15 protein-coding genes are annotated in these 16002 nt (G+C 60.1%); 5 read left to right on the top strand and 10 right to left on the bottom strand.

Annotated elements, in window-relative coordinates:
- Positions 1-15: 15 nt before the first annotated feature.
- From NCT32_RS29975 to cynR, 6 genes are all read right to left on the bottom strand, one after another.
- On the bottom strand, positions 16-1116 hold the full coding sequence (locus NCT32_RS29975; RefSeq protein ID WP_250490929.1) for a DUF2817 domain-containing protein: 1101 nt from the start codon (positions 1114-1116) through the stop codon (positions 16-18).
- Between the two features lie 46 nt (positions 1117-1162).
- Positions 1163-1555 (bottom strand): ectoine synthase, encoded by a 393-nt coding sequence (locus tag NCT32_RS29970; protein WP_061119778.1) that lies wholly within the window; start codon positions 1553-1555, stop codon positions 1163-1165.
- Between the two features lie 28 nt (positions 1556-1583).
- Positions 1584-2888 carry an amidase family protein gene (locus NCT32_RS29965; protein ID WP_250490928.1) on the bottom strand — a complete coding sequence of 435 codons (1305 nt, stop codon included), beginning with the start codon at positions 2886-2888 and terminating at the stop codon, positions 1584-1586.
- Positions 2889-2949: 61 nt separating this feature from the next.
- Positions 2950-4152, bottom strand: coding sequence for a branched-chain amino acid ABC transporter substrate-binding protein (locus tag NCT32_RS29960; RefSeq protein WP_250490927.1), 1203 nt, complete (start codon positions 4150-4152; stop codon positions 2950-2952).
- 587 nt (positions 4153-4739) lie between these two features.
- A complete protein-coding gene (locus NCT32_RS29955) occupies positions 4740-6134 on the bottom strand; it encodes a PLP-dependent aminotransferase family protein (protein WP_061119775.1) in 1395 nt (464 codons plus the stop codon).
- A 144-nt stretch (positions 6135-6278) separates the two neighbouring features.
- Positions 6279-7211, bottom strand: coding sequence for a transcriptional regulator CynR (gene cynR / locus NCT32_RS29950; RefSeq protein ID WP_250490926.1), 933 nt, complete (start codon positions 7209-7211; stop codon positions 6279-6281).
- 117 nt (positions 7212-7328) lie between these two features.
- On the opposite strand from cynR, the gene NCT32_RS29945 reads away from it, so the two are divergent.
- From NCT32_RS29945 to NCT32_RS29935, 3 genes are all read left to right on the top strand, one after another.
- Positions 7329-7994 (top strand): carbonic anhydrase, encoded by a 666-nt coding sequence (locus NCT32_RS29945; protein WP_250490962.1) that lies wholly within the window; start codon positions 7329-7331, stop codon positions 7992-7994.
- Positions 7995-8027: 33 nt separating this feature from the next.
- Positions 8028-8498, top strand: coding sequence for a cyanase (gene cynS, locus NCT32_RS29940; RefSeq protein ID WP_250490925.1), 471 nt, complete (start codon positions 8028-8030; stop codon positions 8496-8498).
- Positions 8499-8806: 308 nt separating this feature from the next.
- Complete coding sequence (locus NCT32_RS29935) at positions 8807-9088, top strand: hypothetical protein (RefSeq protein ID WP_250490924.1); 282 nt, start codon at positions 8807-8809, stop codon at positions 9086-9088.
- Between the two features lie 310 nt (positions 9089-9398).
- Here NCT32_RS29935 and NCT32_RS29930 read toward each other — a convergent pair whose 3' ends face one another.
- The gene (locus NCT32_RS29930) at positions 9399-10163 is read right to left on the bottom strand and encodes an SDR family NAD(P)-dependent oxidoreductase (RefSeq protein ID WP_250490923.1); all 765 of its coding nucleotides are present in this window, start codon (positions 10161-10163) and stop codon (positions 9399-9401) included.
- A gap of 345 nt (positions 10164-10508) precedes the next feature.
- Here NCT32_RS29930 and NCT32_RS29925 point away from each other — a divergent pair, with 345 nt between their 5' ends.
- Both NCT32_RS29925 and NCT32_RS29920 read left to right on the top strand, forming a co-directional pair.
- On the top strand, positions 10509-11258 hold the full coding sequence (locus NCT32_RS29925; protein ID WP_409241551.1) for a fumarylacetoacetate hydrolase family protein: 750 nt from the start codon (positions 10509-10511) through the stop codon (positions 11256-11258).
- 48 nt (positions 11259-11306) lie between these two features.
- Positions 11307-12164, top strand: a complete 858-nt coding sequence (locus NCT32_RS29920) for a VOC family protein (protein WP_250490922.1) — start codon at positions 11307-11309, stop codon at positions 12162-12164.
- A gap of 400 nt (positions 12165-12564) precedes the next feature.
- On the opposite strand, the gene NCT32_RS29915 is transcribed toward NCT32_RS29920, so the two are convergent.
- The 3 genes from NCT32_RS29915 to NCT32_RS29905 form a co-directional block, all read right to left on the bottom strand.
- Positions 12565-13464, bottom strand: coding sequence for a VOC family protein (locus NCT32_RS29915; RefSeq protein ID WP_250490921.1), 900 nt, complete (start codon positions 13462-13464; stop codon positions 12565-12567).
- Positions 13465-13538: 74 nt separating this feature from the next.
- Positions 13539-14351 (bottom strand): SDR family NAD(P)-dependent oxidoreductase, encoded by an 813-nt coding sequence (locus NCT32_RS29910; RefSeq protein ID WP_061119769.1) that lies wholly within the window; start codon positions 14349-14351, stop codon positions 13539-13541.
- Positions 14351-15799 (bottom strand): MFS transporter, encoded by a 1449-nt coding sequence (locus NCT32_RS29905; RefSeq protein WP_250490920.1) that lies wholly within the window; start codon positions 15797-15799, stop codon positions 14351-14353. The genes NCT32_RS29910 and NCT32_RS29905 overlap by 1 nt, the downstream gene beginning before the upstream one ends.
- Between the last annotated feature and the right edge of the window lie 203 nt (positions 15800-16002).

The following is a 16002-nucleotide window of genomic DNA, read 5'->3' as shown; positions in this document are numbered from 1 at the left end:
CCTGGTCAAAAGAACTTACCATTGGATTAGTCCGTCCACGGTCTTATCGACGATCCCCGTACCCGACGAAAGCACCGAATTACGCCAGACATAGGACGTGGGAACAAATGAGTCGAGAAGGTCTGCGCGCACTTGTACGACCGCCTCTCGCGGATAGCGATCGCCGAACCGGCGTAGCCATAGGTCCTGCCGGATGGCCAGCTCGCCCGGCTCGCGGCCGCGCGTGCCCCACTCGATGACGCCGCCTGCCACTTCCGCATGCGGCAGAAGCTTCCGGATGCCGTCAAAAACCAGACCCTGGTAGCGGGGGCAGCTGCGTCCATGCGGACGCGCAGCAGGCAAGCCATCCTTCTCCCACCATTGCGTGGTTCGCCGGTATGCATCGGATTCGGCGTCAGCGAACGGCAGGAAAAATGCCTCGCCGTAATCGCCGATGCCGGTGTGCCAGTCGATTACCGCCACCTTCTCCGCCGGTAGAAGATGCGCCTGCACAATTCTTTGCAGCGTATGGTTTTCCCATGTCCGCCGCGTGCCTCCGAAGAACACGCCGTCCGGGTGCGCGTACTGGCCGCGTGCGATCGCGTCAAAAAGCGCGTCCTCTCCGAGACGGTTGCGCGCGGCGCTGAGCCCTGCTTCGGCGTGCGAACACCGATCCGCGTCGGCAATGTCCGCGTTCAGGAAGCGATGCACTTCGTCGTAGATCCGGTTTTCCGGCCTGCCCCTCGAGAAGTCCACGAAATTACGATTGAGGTCGATGCCGTCTTCGTTGGTCCGAACGCCATACGAGAAGCCATAGGGATTAAGTGCGTGGACGAGAATCACGCCAATGTGGTCGAGCTCTCGCCGCGAGGCACAGAGCCGAAGCCACGCGGTCTGGAGCGCGGAGCCGGCGTAGCCTTCAGTTCCATGCGTTCCGCTGATGACCACAAGTTTGTGCCGGCTCGTTGCGCTTCCTAAACACGCGACGTCGATGCTCAGACGCTCCTCCTCGATCCCGGGCGAGCGATCGTAATCGTAGACGTGTAGATCCGCCCCCGCGCCGCTTGCCGCGGCGCGAAACTTATCGCGTGCGACAGCATATGTCGGAGAAAAGTAGTCGGTGTTTGCGAAGAACATGAGTGCGCCCCGTCCGCCTTAATGAGCCGCGTCGATCAGCGGTGGGCTACTGATCTCGCGAAGGTGCGTAACTGCCGTCATCGCGATGCGTTTCATCACCGACGAGAGGCGGATTGAAAACGCAGACCAAACGAAGATCGCCTTTGACAGCGCGCACTTTATGACGGTCGTGCTTATCGAGGACGTAGATGGATCCGGCCTGAATGGTGTGCGTGTCGCCGGTGGCGAGGTTGACGACTTCTCCTACTCCTGCGAAACAGTAGTTAGCCTCGATGTGATGCTTGTACTCCAATTCCAGCTCAGTTCCTTCGAGGACCGTGGTGTCATGAACCGAAAATCCCACGTCATCGCTCGCGACGATGAGCCGCTTGCTCTCCCACCCTTTTCCGGAGGCGTGCCGTGCCGTTCCAACGATCGATGCAACGTCTCTGACAATCATTTCTGTTTCCTCTTCGATGGATCTCGCATTAAGGTTTCGACAGCGCCGCCTCGACTCGGCGCGCCACGGAGAGCAGATCGATGTCGCGATGGCGGCGTCCAGTGAGCATCAGCCCGAACGGTCGCGGCCTGGCCGGATCGAACTGCATGGCGATGCTCGGCGCGTCAAGGCGATTCGCCAGCTCGGTGAGACTGAAAGATAGCGCGTTCACACGCAGATACTCGATCTCGTCCGCGGTCACGTCTGCGATCCGAGGCGGAACAATGGGCACTGTCGGGGTCAACAGAGCATCGTAGCGCGCCATTTCTGCGTCAAACACATTGGCTTCGTGCTTGAGCGCTGCCGCGCCCTTCAGGTATCGATAAGCCGGAATCGATTCACCGCGCAATATCCTGGGCCCGACGAGCGGGTCGTAACGCGCCAGTCGCGTACGAATCCACGGTTCGTGCCATGCGAAGGCGTCCGCCACAATGATCCCGCTTTCGGCGGCAATACGCGACGGCGCTCTAAGGTCCATGAAGTCGGTCTCAACGATCGAAGCACCAAGGCTGGCAAGGCGATTGACACACGCTTCAAACGCTGCGACGACAGTCGGATCGCAACCAGTCAGTGCGAAATCCACGGGCAGAGCCAGCCGGATCCCTTCAAGCTGCCTCGTCGGCCGAACCCGCACGACGGGTGTCCTGTAAAGTTTCAACGCCTCTACCACCCTGACAATGGTGCTTACATCGCGGGCAATGAAGCCTGGCGCATCGAAGGTGGTCGACAGCGGAATGCACCCTTGCGTCGAGATAACATTCGTCGAAGGCTTGAAGCCTACGATCCCGCAAAACGCCGCCGGAATCCTGATCGAACCGCTCGTGTCGGTACCGAGCGCAATGTCCGCAAAACCTCTTGCAACTGCAACGGCGCCGCCGGAAGTCGATCCGCCGGCAACCCGTTCTCCATGCGCATCGAGCGGAGTAACGGGCGTGCCCGTGGTGTTGTTGATGCCAAGAGCGCCGAAGGCGAATTCGGTCATGTTAGTGTGCGCCACCAGTGTTGCACCGGCGGCGCGCAGCCCAGCAACGACCGGAGCATCGCGCGTCGCTTCGGGCTGGTCCGATAGAACGGCCGAAGCCGCGTCGGTGACCCATCCGGCGACATCGAAGCACGCCTTCACGGCCAGAATCAGTCCGTTCAGCGGGAGGCTTGCGCCGGATGCGACTGCCTGGTCAGTCGCGATGGCATCGGCTACAGCGGCATCGAATCGCGTGCGCAGGAACACTTTGTCCAGCCCACTGAATGCCAACGAAACCGCTCGGCTTTGCTCGACCCTCGATTCGCCCGACATCTGTCTCAGCCCTCCCGCGTGCGAGACCTTACTTCGCTTGCCAACGCATTAAGCCTGCATGTCATTGCTTCGCCCGGATCACGTCGATGTCGCGCCAGTCTTTTCCTTCTAGCTTGTAGAGCGTGTATGGAGCGCTGGCCAGATCGCCGCGTGCATCGAATGCGATAGGTCCGGTGGCGCCTTTGATGCTGCTGTCGGCGACAGCAGCCAGCACTTTGGCCGGATCCTTCGACTGAGCCTTAAGCACCGCTTCGATGATCACCGACGCGGCGTCGTAGGCATACGGCCCCTGGAAGCCTTTCAGACTCGTACCGAAGCGCGTGCGATAACGATTGACGAAGTCCGTTCCGGGCATCTGCGAAAACGGTATACCGGGCTGAACGGCCAGCGAACCCTCTCCCTCGCCTTTGGCAAGGTCAAGAAAGATCTCGTTGTTGAACCCCTCGCCGACGAGCGTCGCCGTCAGACCCAAACTGCGCATCCGTCTTACCACCTGAGCCGCCTGCGCGTCGAAGCCGCCGAAGACAATGACATCGGGGTTCTTGGCGCGCAGCTTAGTGAGCACGGCGCTAAAGTCGATGGTCTTATCGGTCACATATTCATGCGCCACAACGTTCGCGTGGCGCTCGCGCAGGGTCGCCTCGACCCGGTCGGCGAGGCCTCGCCCGAAGTCAGTCTGATCGTCGATGATCGCGATTCGCTTGGCCTTCAGCTGATCGACCAGATAGTTGCCGAGCGTCGCGCCGGCTACGGCATCGTGACCCACCACCCTGAAGGTCGTCTTGTAGCCCTGCTGCGTATAGGACGCGCTAGTCGAACTTGGACTGACCTGGGCAATGTTGGCTGCCGAATACGTTCTCGCAGCGGCGATGCTACAGGTGGAATTGAAGTGCCCTACAACGCCCGACACTCCGATGTCGGCGAATCGCTGGGCAATCTGCGAAGCGATGCGAGGATCGCCTTGATCGTCTTGCGGTTCGAGTTCGAATCGAACCGCCTTTCCCTTGAGCGTCGGATGGCGTGAATTCGCATCTTCGACCGCCAGCCGCGCGGCGTTTTCCATTTCCTTGCCGTCGGCCGCGGACGGCCCGGTAAGCGGCGCCGCAAAGCCGATCTTGACGATCGCATCGTCTGCCCGCCCCGCAATCGGCGCGAGCGCCAGCGTCAGCGACAACGCACCGCCAATAAAACCCGTTATAGCCCTCATTGCTCGCTCCCATCCATCCAGCGTCGGTTGTTTGGTTAACTGGTCAATTGTACGCATACAAAGATACATACAATGGCATGACGTGATGATGCTGGCAAAGCTTCGGCTAGGCAACCAGTTTCATAATAATTAGAAAGCACACCCGGCGATATGGACCAGGACGCCTGTCTCTTTCAGATTGCGAGATGCAGACATTAAATCGATTGTATGCAGCCACGCTGGCGAACGAACGCTATGAGAAACATGTTCGCAGAATCTTGGGATCGGTGTACCGGGCGCTCCTCCGGATATGCGTCTTAGATTCATTAGGTCGCATCGCCCATGATGAGTGCAATCGTGCAATCCGCTGAGGGATAGCAATCCTTCCAAGGGTGCGGGCCAGTGGTCACAAACACTGAGGGCGGTCGGCTTTAAACTAAAGTGAGAAGACGTCCATTGCCGTCACAGCATGCAACGGGTCGGAACTGGACCGGGGGGCGATACGGCGGCAGTGTCGGCCGTATCGCAGCGGGTCGAACAAAGGGGTATCGGTCTCGCTGCGACCGCTCGGCATCTTCGTCCCAGTAAAAGGACGACTGCAGCCGAACTGCTTCGGTAACGACTGGCGCATCCGGCGAGGCCGGCGTACTCGCAGCACGCCGAGCTCACACGATCACGCTGGGCTCAGATAGGTCAGAGCGGAGCAGCGATGCGATCTTTTCGAGCCCGAACTTCAGGTCGCCGATGGTGGGCGGCCCACCCAATGAGAGGCGCACGGCCTCCTCTGCTACGCCGACGCAAAAAGCATCGCTCAAGGCGAGGTTGATGCCGTCGGCTCGAAGCCGCTCGGCAAAAGCCGCTCGGGTCCAGATTTTCGGCAGTACCAACCAGGTGTGAAACGCTCGCAGGTCCGTGTGTTTCGTCCGTTCGGGCAAAATGTCCCGCGCCAACGACTGCCGCGCTGCGACCTCTTGGCATATTGCGGCAAGTAAGGTTGACGCGGTGCCATCTTCGATCCATCGGGTTGCTAACGCAGCGCTCAGAGGTGACGCCATCGACGCGGTCGCGCGCAAAATGACAGCAGCACGCTCGGCGAAAGACTTTTCCGGCGTCGCCAGATAGGCAATTCGCAGCGCCGGCGTGAGACATTTGGAGAGCCCCGAAAGATAGAAAGACTGGTCGGGCAAGAAACTCGAAAGCGGCGGCAACTCGTTGCCACGCTCAGCGAGAAGCGGCCAATAGTTGTCATCCTCGATCAGCGAAACGCGATGGCGTGACAGCACGCTGGCAATCGCCATCCTGCGTTTCAGCGACATGCTCCGCGTGGTGGGATTGTGCAAGGTCGGCATACAATAGAACGCCTTCACCCGATGTTCCTTGCACACCTTGTCCAGAGATTCCGGAATAGCGCCCTGATCGTCCATTTCGACACCTACCAGGCGGATCCCAAGATAGCGCGCGATGAGAATGATGCCAGGATAAGTGAGGTTTTCGACGCACAGGACGTCGTCCTTTGCAGCAAGCATCATGATGACCACGAGCAATGCGGATTGCGTTCCTGGACAGACAAGCACCTGCTCCGCCGAGACCGCGCTCAGGCGCTGGCGCAGCCATTGCGCGCCCACGTCGCGGTCGTGGATCGTTCCCGCCGGTGGCTGATACCGCATGAATGCCTTGGCATCGAGTGCGACCGTTGCCCTTGACACCTCGTTCCAGAGAGTATTACCCGCCTCGCCCTCGAAAACATTGGGCGGCGAGTTCACCATGAAATCCGTCGATGCATTGGACGACGGCGTGGGCGCTCGGTCGCGCAAATGACGGACAAATGTGCCCCTGCCGACTCGCGCATCGATAAGGCCGCGCCGCTGCGCCTCCGCATAGGCGCGGCTGATGGTCGAAAAATCGACGCCGATCGCCGCGGCCAGAGCACGTTGAGGTGGAAGCCGGTCGCCCCGATTTAGAGTTCCATGCGAGATGTCGGCGGCCATCGCATCGGCAATGCGCTGATAGATTGGACCCTTACGCGCTTTGATATCCGGAACCCACCGCTTGATCATCATCGCTCTCGATACATACATTCGGAAGATTGTATGCGAAAAGCAGTTTGCTTAAAGCATTTGTTAATCGTCGGCGTTCGAGTCCGCCTGACACCTTCGTCGCATTGTCGCCAAACGTCGAACCAACCGCCGGAAGATGCAAGACCGTCACTCGGTAATAGGACGTTTGCTCCGCTTGACCCGCTTCCCAGCGGCACGCTCGGCATCGCTTTGCAGCACCGATAAAGCCACGAAAGCCCGTGTCGCCGCGCTCCTGTACCCACTCTTGCGAAGCAGCAGCGCGGCCGTCCGCTGCGGCAGTGCCGGCTCAAGCTGGACGCTGCACAGCTCGCGATGCTCACGCGTGATTGCGGCTGGAAGCAGCGTCGCAAGTGCACTGCGGCTGACGACTTCAATCGCGGCGCTGATCGAATTGACTTCCATTGCAAGCCGCGGCGCCACGCCGTTCTCGCGGAAATAACGGTCGATGTATCGGCGCGTCGCGAATTCTCCGTTCAACAAGATCAGCGGCTCCTCCTTGAGTTCGTTGAGCGTCATGCCAAGCTGCCCTCTTGCTCGGGGATGCGCCTTGCCGATCATCAGCGCCAGTTCCTCGACGAAAAGTACCTGCGGCTCGATTTCCTCATTCGAGACCGTGTCGAATGCGATTCCGACGTCCAGCGCGTCGTCGGACAGCAAGGCCTCCATCCGATCTTGCGGCATCTCCGTGAAGCTCAGCATGATTTTCGGATGCAGACGGTTAAATGCCTCAATCAACGGTCCGACGAAGTAAGCGGTGAACGTTGGGGTTGCCGCGATGCGCAGAACGCCGCGGCTGAGGTCCTGAACATCGGAAATGGCGCGCTTGCCGGACTCGAGTTGCTGCAGCGCACGCCGCGCGTGGCTGACATAGGCCTCCCCTGCGTCGGTCAGGCGAATAGAACGCCCAGTCCGATCCAGCAAGAGAGCGCCGAGGGCTTCTTCGAGTTGTCGGATCTGCTGCGAGAGCGTGGGCTGAGATACGTGCAGGGCCTGCGCGGCGCGCGTGAAATTGCGATGCTCCGCTACGGCCAGCAGATACCGGATATGTCGTAGCAGCATGGTTGCGACTCCTTCGGTATTGGTCTTCCCTATAGATCGGATAAGAAACCGGTCTTGGACACTATAGCCGAAACCGTCGAGCATTCACCTCATCGAGTCACCGTTCACAATCGCGGAGTGAAAGATCGAGACATCATCGACGGATTTCTCAGGTTTCAGCGGGAAGCCTTCCCGCAGCGCACGAAACTCTTTAAGAGGCTTGCAACGAGCCAAAATCCCCGCGCGCTGTTTATCTCGTGTTCAGACAGCCGGCTCGTGCCCGAACTCGTGACGCAGCGTGAACCGGGCGACCTGTTCGTCATCCGTAATGCCGGCAACATCGTTCCTTCTCATGGTCCGGAACCGGGCGGCGTGACCGCGACCGTCGAATATGCCGTCGCGGGACTCGGCGTGACCGACATCGTCATTTGCGGCCATTCGGACTGCGGCGCCATGACTGCAATCGCGACATGTGCCTGCATGGATCACATGCCGTCGGTCCGGAGCTGGCTCAAGTATGCGGACTCAGCGCGGGTCGTGAACGAAGCACGCAAGCATTCGAGCGAACGCGACCGCATCGACTCGATGATTCGCGAAAACGTCATCGCCCAGCTTGCCAACATCAAGACTCATCCCTCCGTGCGGCTCGCGATCGAGCAAGGCGTCCTCGCGATCCATGGCTGGGTCTATGACATTGAAACGGGATCCGTCGACGCGCTCGATGGTGCCACCCATCGTTTCGTCTCACTTTCGAAGCATCCGAACGCGTGTGCAGAACCGGCCCGTGCGAGCCTTGCCGCCTGACCAGCACCTTAACTTCCCATCCGGAGATTCATCATGAGTCAGTCCCAGTACCGTCAGAACGCGCGTGCAACGCTGTCCGACGCAATCATCGACGCCAAGATCGCGAAGAACCTAACCTTCAAGCAACTCACGGAAGGCACCGGACTCAGCATCGCCTTCGTGACCGCCGCGCTTCTCGGACAGCATCCCCTGCCGGCGGATGTGGCAAGAGTCGTGGCCGACAGGCTCGGTCTCGACTCGGAAGCGGCGCGCGCCCTGCAGACGATTCCGATGCGTGGCAGCATTCCGGGCGGCGTACCCACCGACCCGACGATCTACCGCTTCTACGAAATGGTGCAGGTCTATGGCTCGACGCTAAAGGCTCTGGTACATGAAGAATTCGGCGACGGCATCATCAGTGCGATCAACTTCAAGCTCGACATCAAGAAGGTCGACGATCCGGAAGGCGGCCATCGGGCGGTGATCACACTGGACGGGAAATATCTTCCCACGAAGCCGTTCTGAGCTCACGAATGCTTGGCCACGAAGCGCGAGCTAGCCGCACGCCGTTTGCGATATCGGGTTCGACATAATGCGGCCGAGAACGTGAGGCTTTTAGGAATGCGTTGGATCTCTCGAATTTCATCAACGTCTTGCTGATGGTCATACTCAGACTGCCGACGATTGTGCCTTCGTTGTGCAGCATCGGTGCGGCACGTCCGTTTCAGCCTCCTTAAGCCTTCGCTCGCCGTCCAGCGCGCCTGCCGCATCGGGGCGAGTGGCGGGCACGTCGACGATCGTGCTGCCGAGGCAAGCGCTCAAGACGTCTCGTCGTGTTAGGCATAAAGGCGCGGGGCGGCGCGCGGCAGCATGTGAACCAAGATGATCCGCTTATAGGGATAGTCGATCGCATACATGACACGGTCCGTGCCACTCATACCGTGGGTGGCTTTGATGGCCGTTTGATCTGCCACACGGTCGACGAACTCAACAAGCTCGACGGCGTGTCAATCACGGCGGGTAACAAGAAGCGCTTCTATCAGACCACCGCCACGGCCCGTTGGATGAAGTCGACGGCCGCCCGCAGCGAATGCGGGCGGATTGCCGACAGATGACACGAGACTGCGCCGTCCAGCAAGACGCCCGCTCGCTGCCCGTCCAGAGCAGCTCCTCAGCGCGGCGCCGCCGCCGCATGACTCTTCTCAAACGACCGGCACATTCAGCGGATCGTTCAGTTACAGCCGCTTGAATGCGGACGCGGCGACGTCCCGTTCGTTAAAGGCGTCGCGCATCTTGTCCCGATAGAAGATGTGATACCGCGAGTCAGCACCGCGGCGATTTTCGATCTTCGATCGCCATCGCCGCTTCGGACCGCACACCGGATCGCAGGGCTACATCCGTAAGAAGGATGCGACGTGCGGCACATCACCATGCAGTAGTACCGCCGTCGATAGCGAAGTCGGCGCCCGTGACCCAGCCGGCTTCGTCGCTGGCGAGGTACAGCGCGCAATACGCGACGTCCTCGGGCGTTCCGACACGTCCATTCAACATCAGCTTGCGTTTCATGGGCTCGAACCATGCAGGGTTTTCCATGAGTGCAGCGGTAGCCGCGGTTCTCACGAGCCCAGGTGAAATACTGTTTACCCGAATGCCATGTTTGCCGCCTTCCATGGCCAGGTGACGCGTCATTGCGATGACCCCGCCCTTGCCCGCGGAGTGCGCAAGTGCGGGAAGCACCTCATAGGCCATTTTCCCGGATACCGATCCACAATTGATGATCGACCCGCCCCGCTCCTTGAGGTGTCCCCACGCGGCCTTGCACACGTTGAACACTATATCGAGTTCGCCCTTCATCGTGCCACGCCACATCTCGATAGTCATCTCTTCGATGGGCGCGAAGTGCACCTTTGCAGCGTTGTTGTAGACGATGTCGATGGCACCATAACTTGCCACGGCGGAGTCAATCAGCGCCTGAGCCTGATCCGCTTCGGAAGGGTCGCAGGGAGCAAGCGCCACAGCGATCCCGCCAGCTTCGCGAATCGAATCGATCGTCGCGCTGCCGCTCTCCTCGTCGATGTCGCATCCCACCACTTTCGCCCCTTCTGCAGCGAATAGAATCGCCGCAGCGCGTCCCATGCCGCTGCCAATTCCGGTTATGACAGCCACCTTCCTTTCGAGTCGTCGCGCCATCTCAATCTCCTCCGTGTGTATCTGCTATCACACGGCGTGTGCCGCCGCGTGATACTGAAAACGCAGCACCGATCACTCTTCTAGCTCAAGGAACGGTGTCCTAATAAATGAAAAAAGCTCAAGGGCATGCGCCTTCCGACATGTTTTCGAACCTCCGGAAACTATCTCGGACCGCCATAATTCTGTTGACGGCAGCCTCATCAAAAATTTAGCATACGTCTGTCATTCTAGGAAGCCAAACATGAGATTGATTAGCTTTGAACACCAGGGTACGGCGTCATGGGGCTTGCTCGATGGCGCGCGCGTCATCGATCCGGACCGCTCGCATCGCGATTCGGCGCGACTTTGAAAGAAGCGCTGCAGAAGGACACGTTGTCCGACCTGGGTGGTTGGGCTGCAACCGCCGACGCTGCGCTTCAGCTTGCAAATGTCAACCTCCTGCCGGTGATTCCGGACCCGCAAAAGATCCTATGCGTAGGGATCAACTATCTGTCGCACGTGCAGGAGACAGGGCGCGAAGTCCCAAAGCATCCTATGATCTTCACGCGGTGGGCCGACTCCCAAACCGGTCACGAGGGGCACATCGTGCGCCCTAACGTCTCGGAGAAGCTCGACTTCGAAGGCGAGCTGGCCGTCGTCATCGGGAAGCGGGCGCGGCATGTAAAGCAGGCCGACGCCCTGCAACACGTTGCAGGATATGCCTGCTACAACGACGGCACCGTGCGCGACTGGCAGAAACATACGATCCAGTTCACGCCGGGCAAGAACTTCCCCGCCACGGGCGGCTTCGGGCCTTGCCTTGTCACGCCCGACGAAGTGGGCGACCCGTCGTCCCTCAAGCTCATCACCCGCCTGAACGGCGCGATCGTCCAGGAAGCGTTCACGAATGACCTAATTTTCGACGTCGCACGGCTGATCGAGTACTGCTCGGTATTCACCGAGCTCTTGCCGGGCGACGTGATCATCACAGGCACGACCGGCGGCGTCGGAGCGTTTCGCGATCCGCCGCTGTGGATGAAGCCGGGCGATGTTGTGGAGGTCGAGATCTCGCGCGTCGGCACGCTGAGAAACATCGTCGTCGACGAACTGCTATGACCGACAGATCGGCTTGGAACGCTTCAGGGACATAAACAGGAGGGTCATTTGACTTTTTCGCTTCAGCAAAGCACGCCCGCGCGCCTGCATCACCCCCACGTCGTGTCGGACAACCCCGGGCGGCTCGCCGAGTTCTATACATCGCAGATGCAGATGACCTCTGTGGGTGGAACAGGCCATGATCGGGTTGTCCTGGTCGGTCGGGACCGCGCGATGGAGATCACCGCGCGTTCGAGCGGGCAGGGGCCGCATTTCGGCTACGCGATGCGAAATCAGGAGGAACTCAACGCGCTGCGTAAGCGACTGCAGAATCATGGGCTAGCCTGCCAGGCTCTGACCGCCTCGCTGTTTCAACCCGGCGCATTCGTGATTGGCGATCCGCAAGGTCGCCGGATGGCGTTCGGACTTGAGATGTCCGACGCGGCATCGGTCGCTAGTCGCGACGGTCTTCCGGCCCGCCTGCAGCACACCGTTTTTCAAACGACCGAACTCGAACGCGTTGTGACCTTCTACACCGATATCGTCGGTTTCTCTATTTCCGACGAAGTAGTGGATGATAACGGCCGTGTCGCAGTGGTATTCCTCCGCTCGGACGACGAGCATCACAGCCTCGCGTTCTTCCAGGGCTCGCGAAACGAATGGGATCACCATTGCTACGAAACCGATAAATGGAACGACATCCGCGATTGGGGCGACCGGTTCGCGGCAATTGATGTGCCGATCTTCTTCGGGCCGGGACGTCATGGACCGGGTAACAACCTCTTCTTCATGGTCACCGACCCCGATGGAAACCGACTCGAATTTTCGGCGGAACTCGCACGCGTCGCGGTCGGCGCCAAGCCCGGTGTTTGGCCTCACGGCGAACGCACGCTAAATAGCTGGGGCCGCGCTTGGATGAGAAGTTGAGGCTACCGTTGGCAACTCCCTCGCGCGCGGCCGACGACTCAGTATCGTCGGCGCCGCAGGCCACCGTTCCCTCCGTCGGGGAATAACTGGATGCCCCAATTTAGCGTATGGCGGGGTCCCCCACTTCTGCGACGAAACGAAAAGTTGCTCAGCCCCCGCATGGGAGTTTGCGAACAGGCGTCGAGCTGACCTTTGGTGCCCCGGGCTCAATAGACTTCCTGTCCGAATCGTAAATTCCATTCAAGCCACACAAAAAAAGCCGACGCCGGAGCGTCGGAAAAAGGCTCCGAGCGGAGCCCCTGAGAGACGCTTACGACGGTCGACTATTTCGTCCGGCTCGCTATGTACAATTGGCTTGCGCACGACCCTGGTAAGTCGGTTACTCCTGAACGAACTAGAGTCACGGCTTCACGTTATGGCGGAATTGCTCGCTTGCGCCCTCACCCCACTGCGTGACCATGCCTTCCTTGGCCTCCCATACTCCGGTGGTTGCAGTCGCCGAAAGACGGTCCGAGTCGGCCCAATGCTCGTGTGCATAGCCTAGCGGGTCGTTCCAGTAATCGAAGAGTTGGCTTCCAAGCAAGTGGCGACCAATACCCCACAGGTGCTCATAGCCCATCGACTTCAGATAATGGTGGTCGGCCATCACGGCATCGATATCCTGCGCTTCGAACGAAACGTGCTGGAAGCCGGCGGTATCCGAACGCATCGGCAGAAACGCGTGATGATCGACATGCTCGGCGCCTTTATCGACGCGCAAGAACGACGCAATCTGTTCACCGCCGGCCGTGCGAAAGACTTCGTCCGAGGGCAGCATGCCGAGCGTTTCGCGAAACCATGCGGCGGTTTCTTCGACGAGCGGCGTCCCCAGGACGACATGCGCGATCCGCTTGACCGGCGTTGCCTGGCCGCGAGGCAAGCGCAGCGGTTCGTCGGCACGAAGCGTCGGCTCGCGGCCGGTGTTGACGGCCTGACGCTCGACGTTGATCGGCGCGGGCACGGCGATGCCGTAGACGATATCCACGTCATAGCCATTCGGCTCTTTCAGGCGCACTCGCAGACCACCGCCCGGCTCGGCGATCTCTTCAACGTCACGGCCGGTGCCCGCCGCGAGCGTTCTTAGATCCGCCTCACATTTGGCCAAGAAGGCGAATCCCAACAGGCGGGCCGAACCCTGTTCTAGGATATAGCAGTGGTGAACGGGATCGGTGGCGCGCAAGTACACGGATTCGCCCTGCTTTGCGCAGGTGATAAGACCGAAGCGATTGAGGAATGTCTCGACTTGCGTGACGTCCGGCACGCTGCGCCGGATGTAGAGCAGCTCGTTACATTTGATGATACTCATGCTATTGGATCCATGAAAAAATGATGCCGTTAGAGCGACAGCCTTCCACCGTTCACGTGCAGGGTCTGTCCAGTGACGAACCGAGAACCCGCCCCCAGGAGAAAGAGCATCGGCGCGACAACGTCGTCCGGAACGGCAATCCGCTTCAGCGGAATGGTCTCCAAGATCGCGCGAGCCCGCTCGGGTCCGAACCAGTCCTCGACGGTTCCATCGACAGCCTTGCCTTGCCCGCTCCCACCGCCCAGGAAGGCGGTATTGACGAGGCCTGGAGCGACGGAATTTACACGTACCGGCGCCCACTCTTTTGCAAGCGTTTTCGCAAGCGCAAGCAGGCCCGCCTTGGACGCGCTGTAGGCGGCGAAACCGGGATCCGCCTGAACCGCAAGACCCGACGAGACGAAAACAACCGAAGCGTCAGGCTTCAGCAATGGCCGTGCGCTTACCGCAGTCAGAAATGCACCGCGGAGGTTCACCTCCATCGTCTTGTCCCACTGCCCGATCTGATGATCCACCGCAGGCGTAGGCGGAATGCCGATCCCGGTGACATAGGCAAGCCCATCGATCCGACCATGCAACTCGCCGACCTGTTTAAAGGCCGCCGCGATCGACACTTCGTCGCGCACGTCCACGGCGATGGCTGGTCCAGCCAACGCGGCCGGCTTGTCGCGGATCGCCTGTTCCGTATCCAGTCCCACGACCTGCATGCCGTTTGCCTCGGCGGCTCGGCACAGCGCCGAACCGATGCCGCCGTGACTGCCCACGACAACGAGCCTGTACCCGTCGGCCGGGGCGAGCGCAGGAAATTCGAGGTTCGCGAGGCCGTGTTCCTTTTCCAATGACATCAGCGGTTCTCCGTGAAGTTGACGATGCCCGCCGACTGACGATAGCGCGTCATCGTCCTTAGGGCGATGACGGACGAAGCGAGCGCGGCAACGGCACTGACGAGTGCAATTGATTGACCGATCGCATTGGGACCGCCCCCGAATACGTGACCGGCAACCCAGGCGACGATGACCGAGGCTCCGCCCAGGCCAACGAGATTCATGACGAGGAACAAAATGCCCGAGTTGATCGCGCGAATCCGGTTCGGCGTGACGGACTGGGCCGACGCGGTTATTGCGCCAAAGTACGAGTTCTGCACGAGGTAGTACAGAAAGGCTGCGAACAGGGCTGCATAACGGTTGTCCAGAAGCGGCCCCATCACAGGCACGATGATGACAAGCGAAGCGATGAGCACCGTGCGCATATGTGCGTCATGATGACCGCGGCGCAGCAGCATGCCAGTAAGCGACGGGCCGAAATATGCGCCGATCACGCATCCGGCCATGAGTGCGATCCCCAGGCCCATCCCGGTCTGGCTGGCCGTCATGTGGAAGACGCGGATGAAGTGCGTCGGCAGCCAGCCGAGATTCGCGAACATGACGATCGACAACAAGGTCGCGCATGTGTAGAGCGGCACCAGATGACCGCGCAGGGCCCACAGTTGACCGCAGGCTTCACGGATGGAGGGAACCGGCGTGTCGTCCAGACGCTTCGGCTCCTTCACGAGCGCGAGCAACACGCCTGTGAGCAGGATCCCGGGCAGACCAACCGCGATGAACACCAGTTGCCATGCCTGGAACTGCCCGCCGAACGACACTCCCGCGAACTTCGCCGCGTAGTCGAGCGCCGTACCCCCGACCACGAGCGCAAGGCCGCCACCCAGCATCGCGCCCATCGAGAATAGCGCGTTGGCGCGGATCAGCCGCTTCGGCGGGAACAGATCGGCGAGTAGGGAATAGGCGGCCGGCGCGAGCGCAGCTTCGCCGATGCCGACGCACATGCGCGCGACGAACAATTCCGTGAAGCTGTGCGCGAAGGCGCAAGCGATCGTTGCGGCACTCCAAAACGCCATCCCTGCGGCGATCAGAATGCGCCGGCTGCTGCGATCTGCAATCCGCCCGAGTGGCAGACCCAGGATGCAGTAAAAAAGCGCAAACGAAAATCCCTGGAGAAGACCGATCTCAACATCGTTGATATGAAGGGTCTGCTTGATCGGCGCGACCATCAACGACATGACCTGGCGGTCGACCAGCGAAATGATGTACGCGACGATGAGAACCGCGAGCGTGGTGTAACCCCTGGACAGCGGCGGCATCGATGCCGCGGCTTTCAATTCCGTCGACGCCGCGCGATGTGCCATGCCGTTCTCTTCGTTCGAAGCCGCTGCTTCTAAACCTTCCCTGGATGCATCCTGACCGCTGATCGGCCTGACTTGCTGCCCCCACCGCGGGCTGTCGCTCGTTGCCATGCTGTCTTCCTCCGGTTCATTGTGAAATCATTTTGTGCACAAAGATCATTTTGTGCAAGTAGAGATGTTCCCTTATAACGACCGAGAGCCGCGGAATAGAGCTGAATCGGGGTCGTCCGACTAGGCTATCGAAGACTTTGTGCACAAAAAAGGAAGAAGCGAGCCGCTTGCTGGAGCGCTCGGTCTACAAACGAAAGAATTGA

It is taken from the genome of Caballeronia sp. INML2 (genome assembly GCF_023631365.1).
GTDB classification, from domain to species: Bacteria; Pseudomonadota; Gammaproteobacteria; order Burkholderiales; family Burkholderiaceae; genus Caballeronia; species Caballeronia turbans.
The sequence above is the reverse complement of the archived record's forward strand: the minus strand, read 5'-3'. Positions and strand labels throughout refer to the sequence as shown.

Excerpts from the sequence above, each read along its gene's own strand:
- NCT32_RS29975 (WP_250490929.1), bottom strand. The coding sequence starts at position 1,116 with ATGTTCTTCGCAAACACCGACTACTTTTCTCCGACATATGCTGTCGCA.
- NCT32_RS29970 (WP_061119778.1), bottom strand. The coding sequence starts at position 1,555 with ATGATTGTCAGAGACGTTGCATCGATCGTTGGAACGGCACGGCACGCC.
- NCT32_RS29965 (WP_250490928.1), bottom strand. The coding sequence starts at position 2,888 with ATGTCGGGCGAATCGAGGGTCGAGCAAAGCCGAGCGGTTTCGTTGGCA.
- NCT32_RS29960 (WP_250490927.1), bottom strand. The coding sequence starts at position 4,152 with ATGCGTACAATTGACCAGTTAACCAAACAACCGACGCTGGATGGATGG.
- NCT32_RS29955 (WP_061119775.1), bottom strand. The coding sequence starts at position 6,134 with ATGATGATCAAGCGGTGGGTTCCGGATATCAAAGCGCGTAAGGGTCCA.
- cynR (WP_250490926.1), bottom strand. The coding sequence starts at position 7,211 with ATGCTGCTACGACATATCCGGTATCTGCTGGCCGTAGCGGAGCATCGC.
- cynS (WP_250490925.1), top strand. The coding sequence starts at position 8,028 with ATGAGTCAGTCCCAGTACCGTCAGAACGCGCGTGCAACGCTGTCCGAC.
- NCT32_RS29930 (WP_250490923.1), bottom strand. The coding sequence starts at position 10,163 with ATGGCGCGACGACTCGAAAGGAAGGTGGCTGTCATAACCGGAATTGGC.
- NCT32_RS29910 (WP_061119769.1), bottom strand. The coding sequence starts at position 14,351 with ATGTCATTGGAAAAGGAACACGGCCTCGCGAACCTCGAATTTCCTGCG.
- NCT32_RS29905 (WP_250490920.1), bottom strand. The coding sequence starts at position 15,799 with ATGGCAACGAGCGACAGCCCGCGGTGGGGGCAGCAAGTCAGGCCGATC.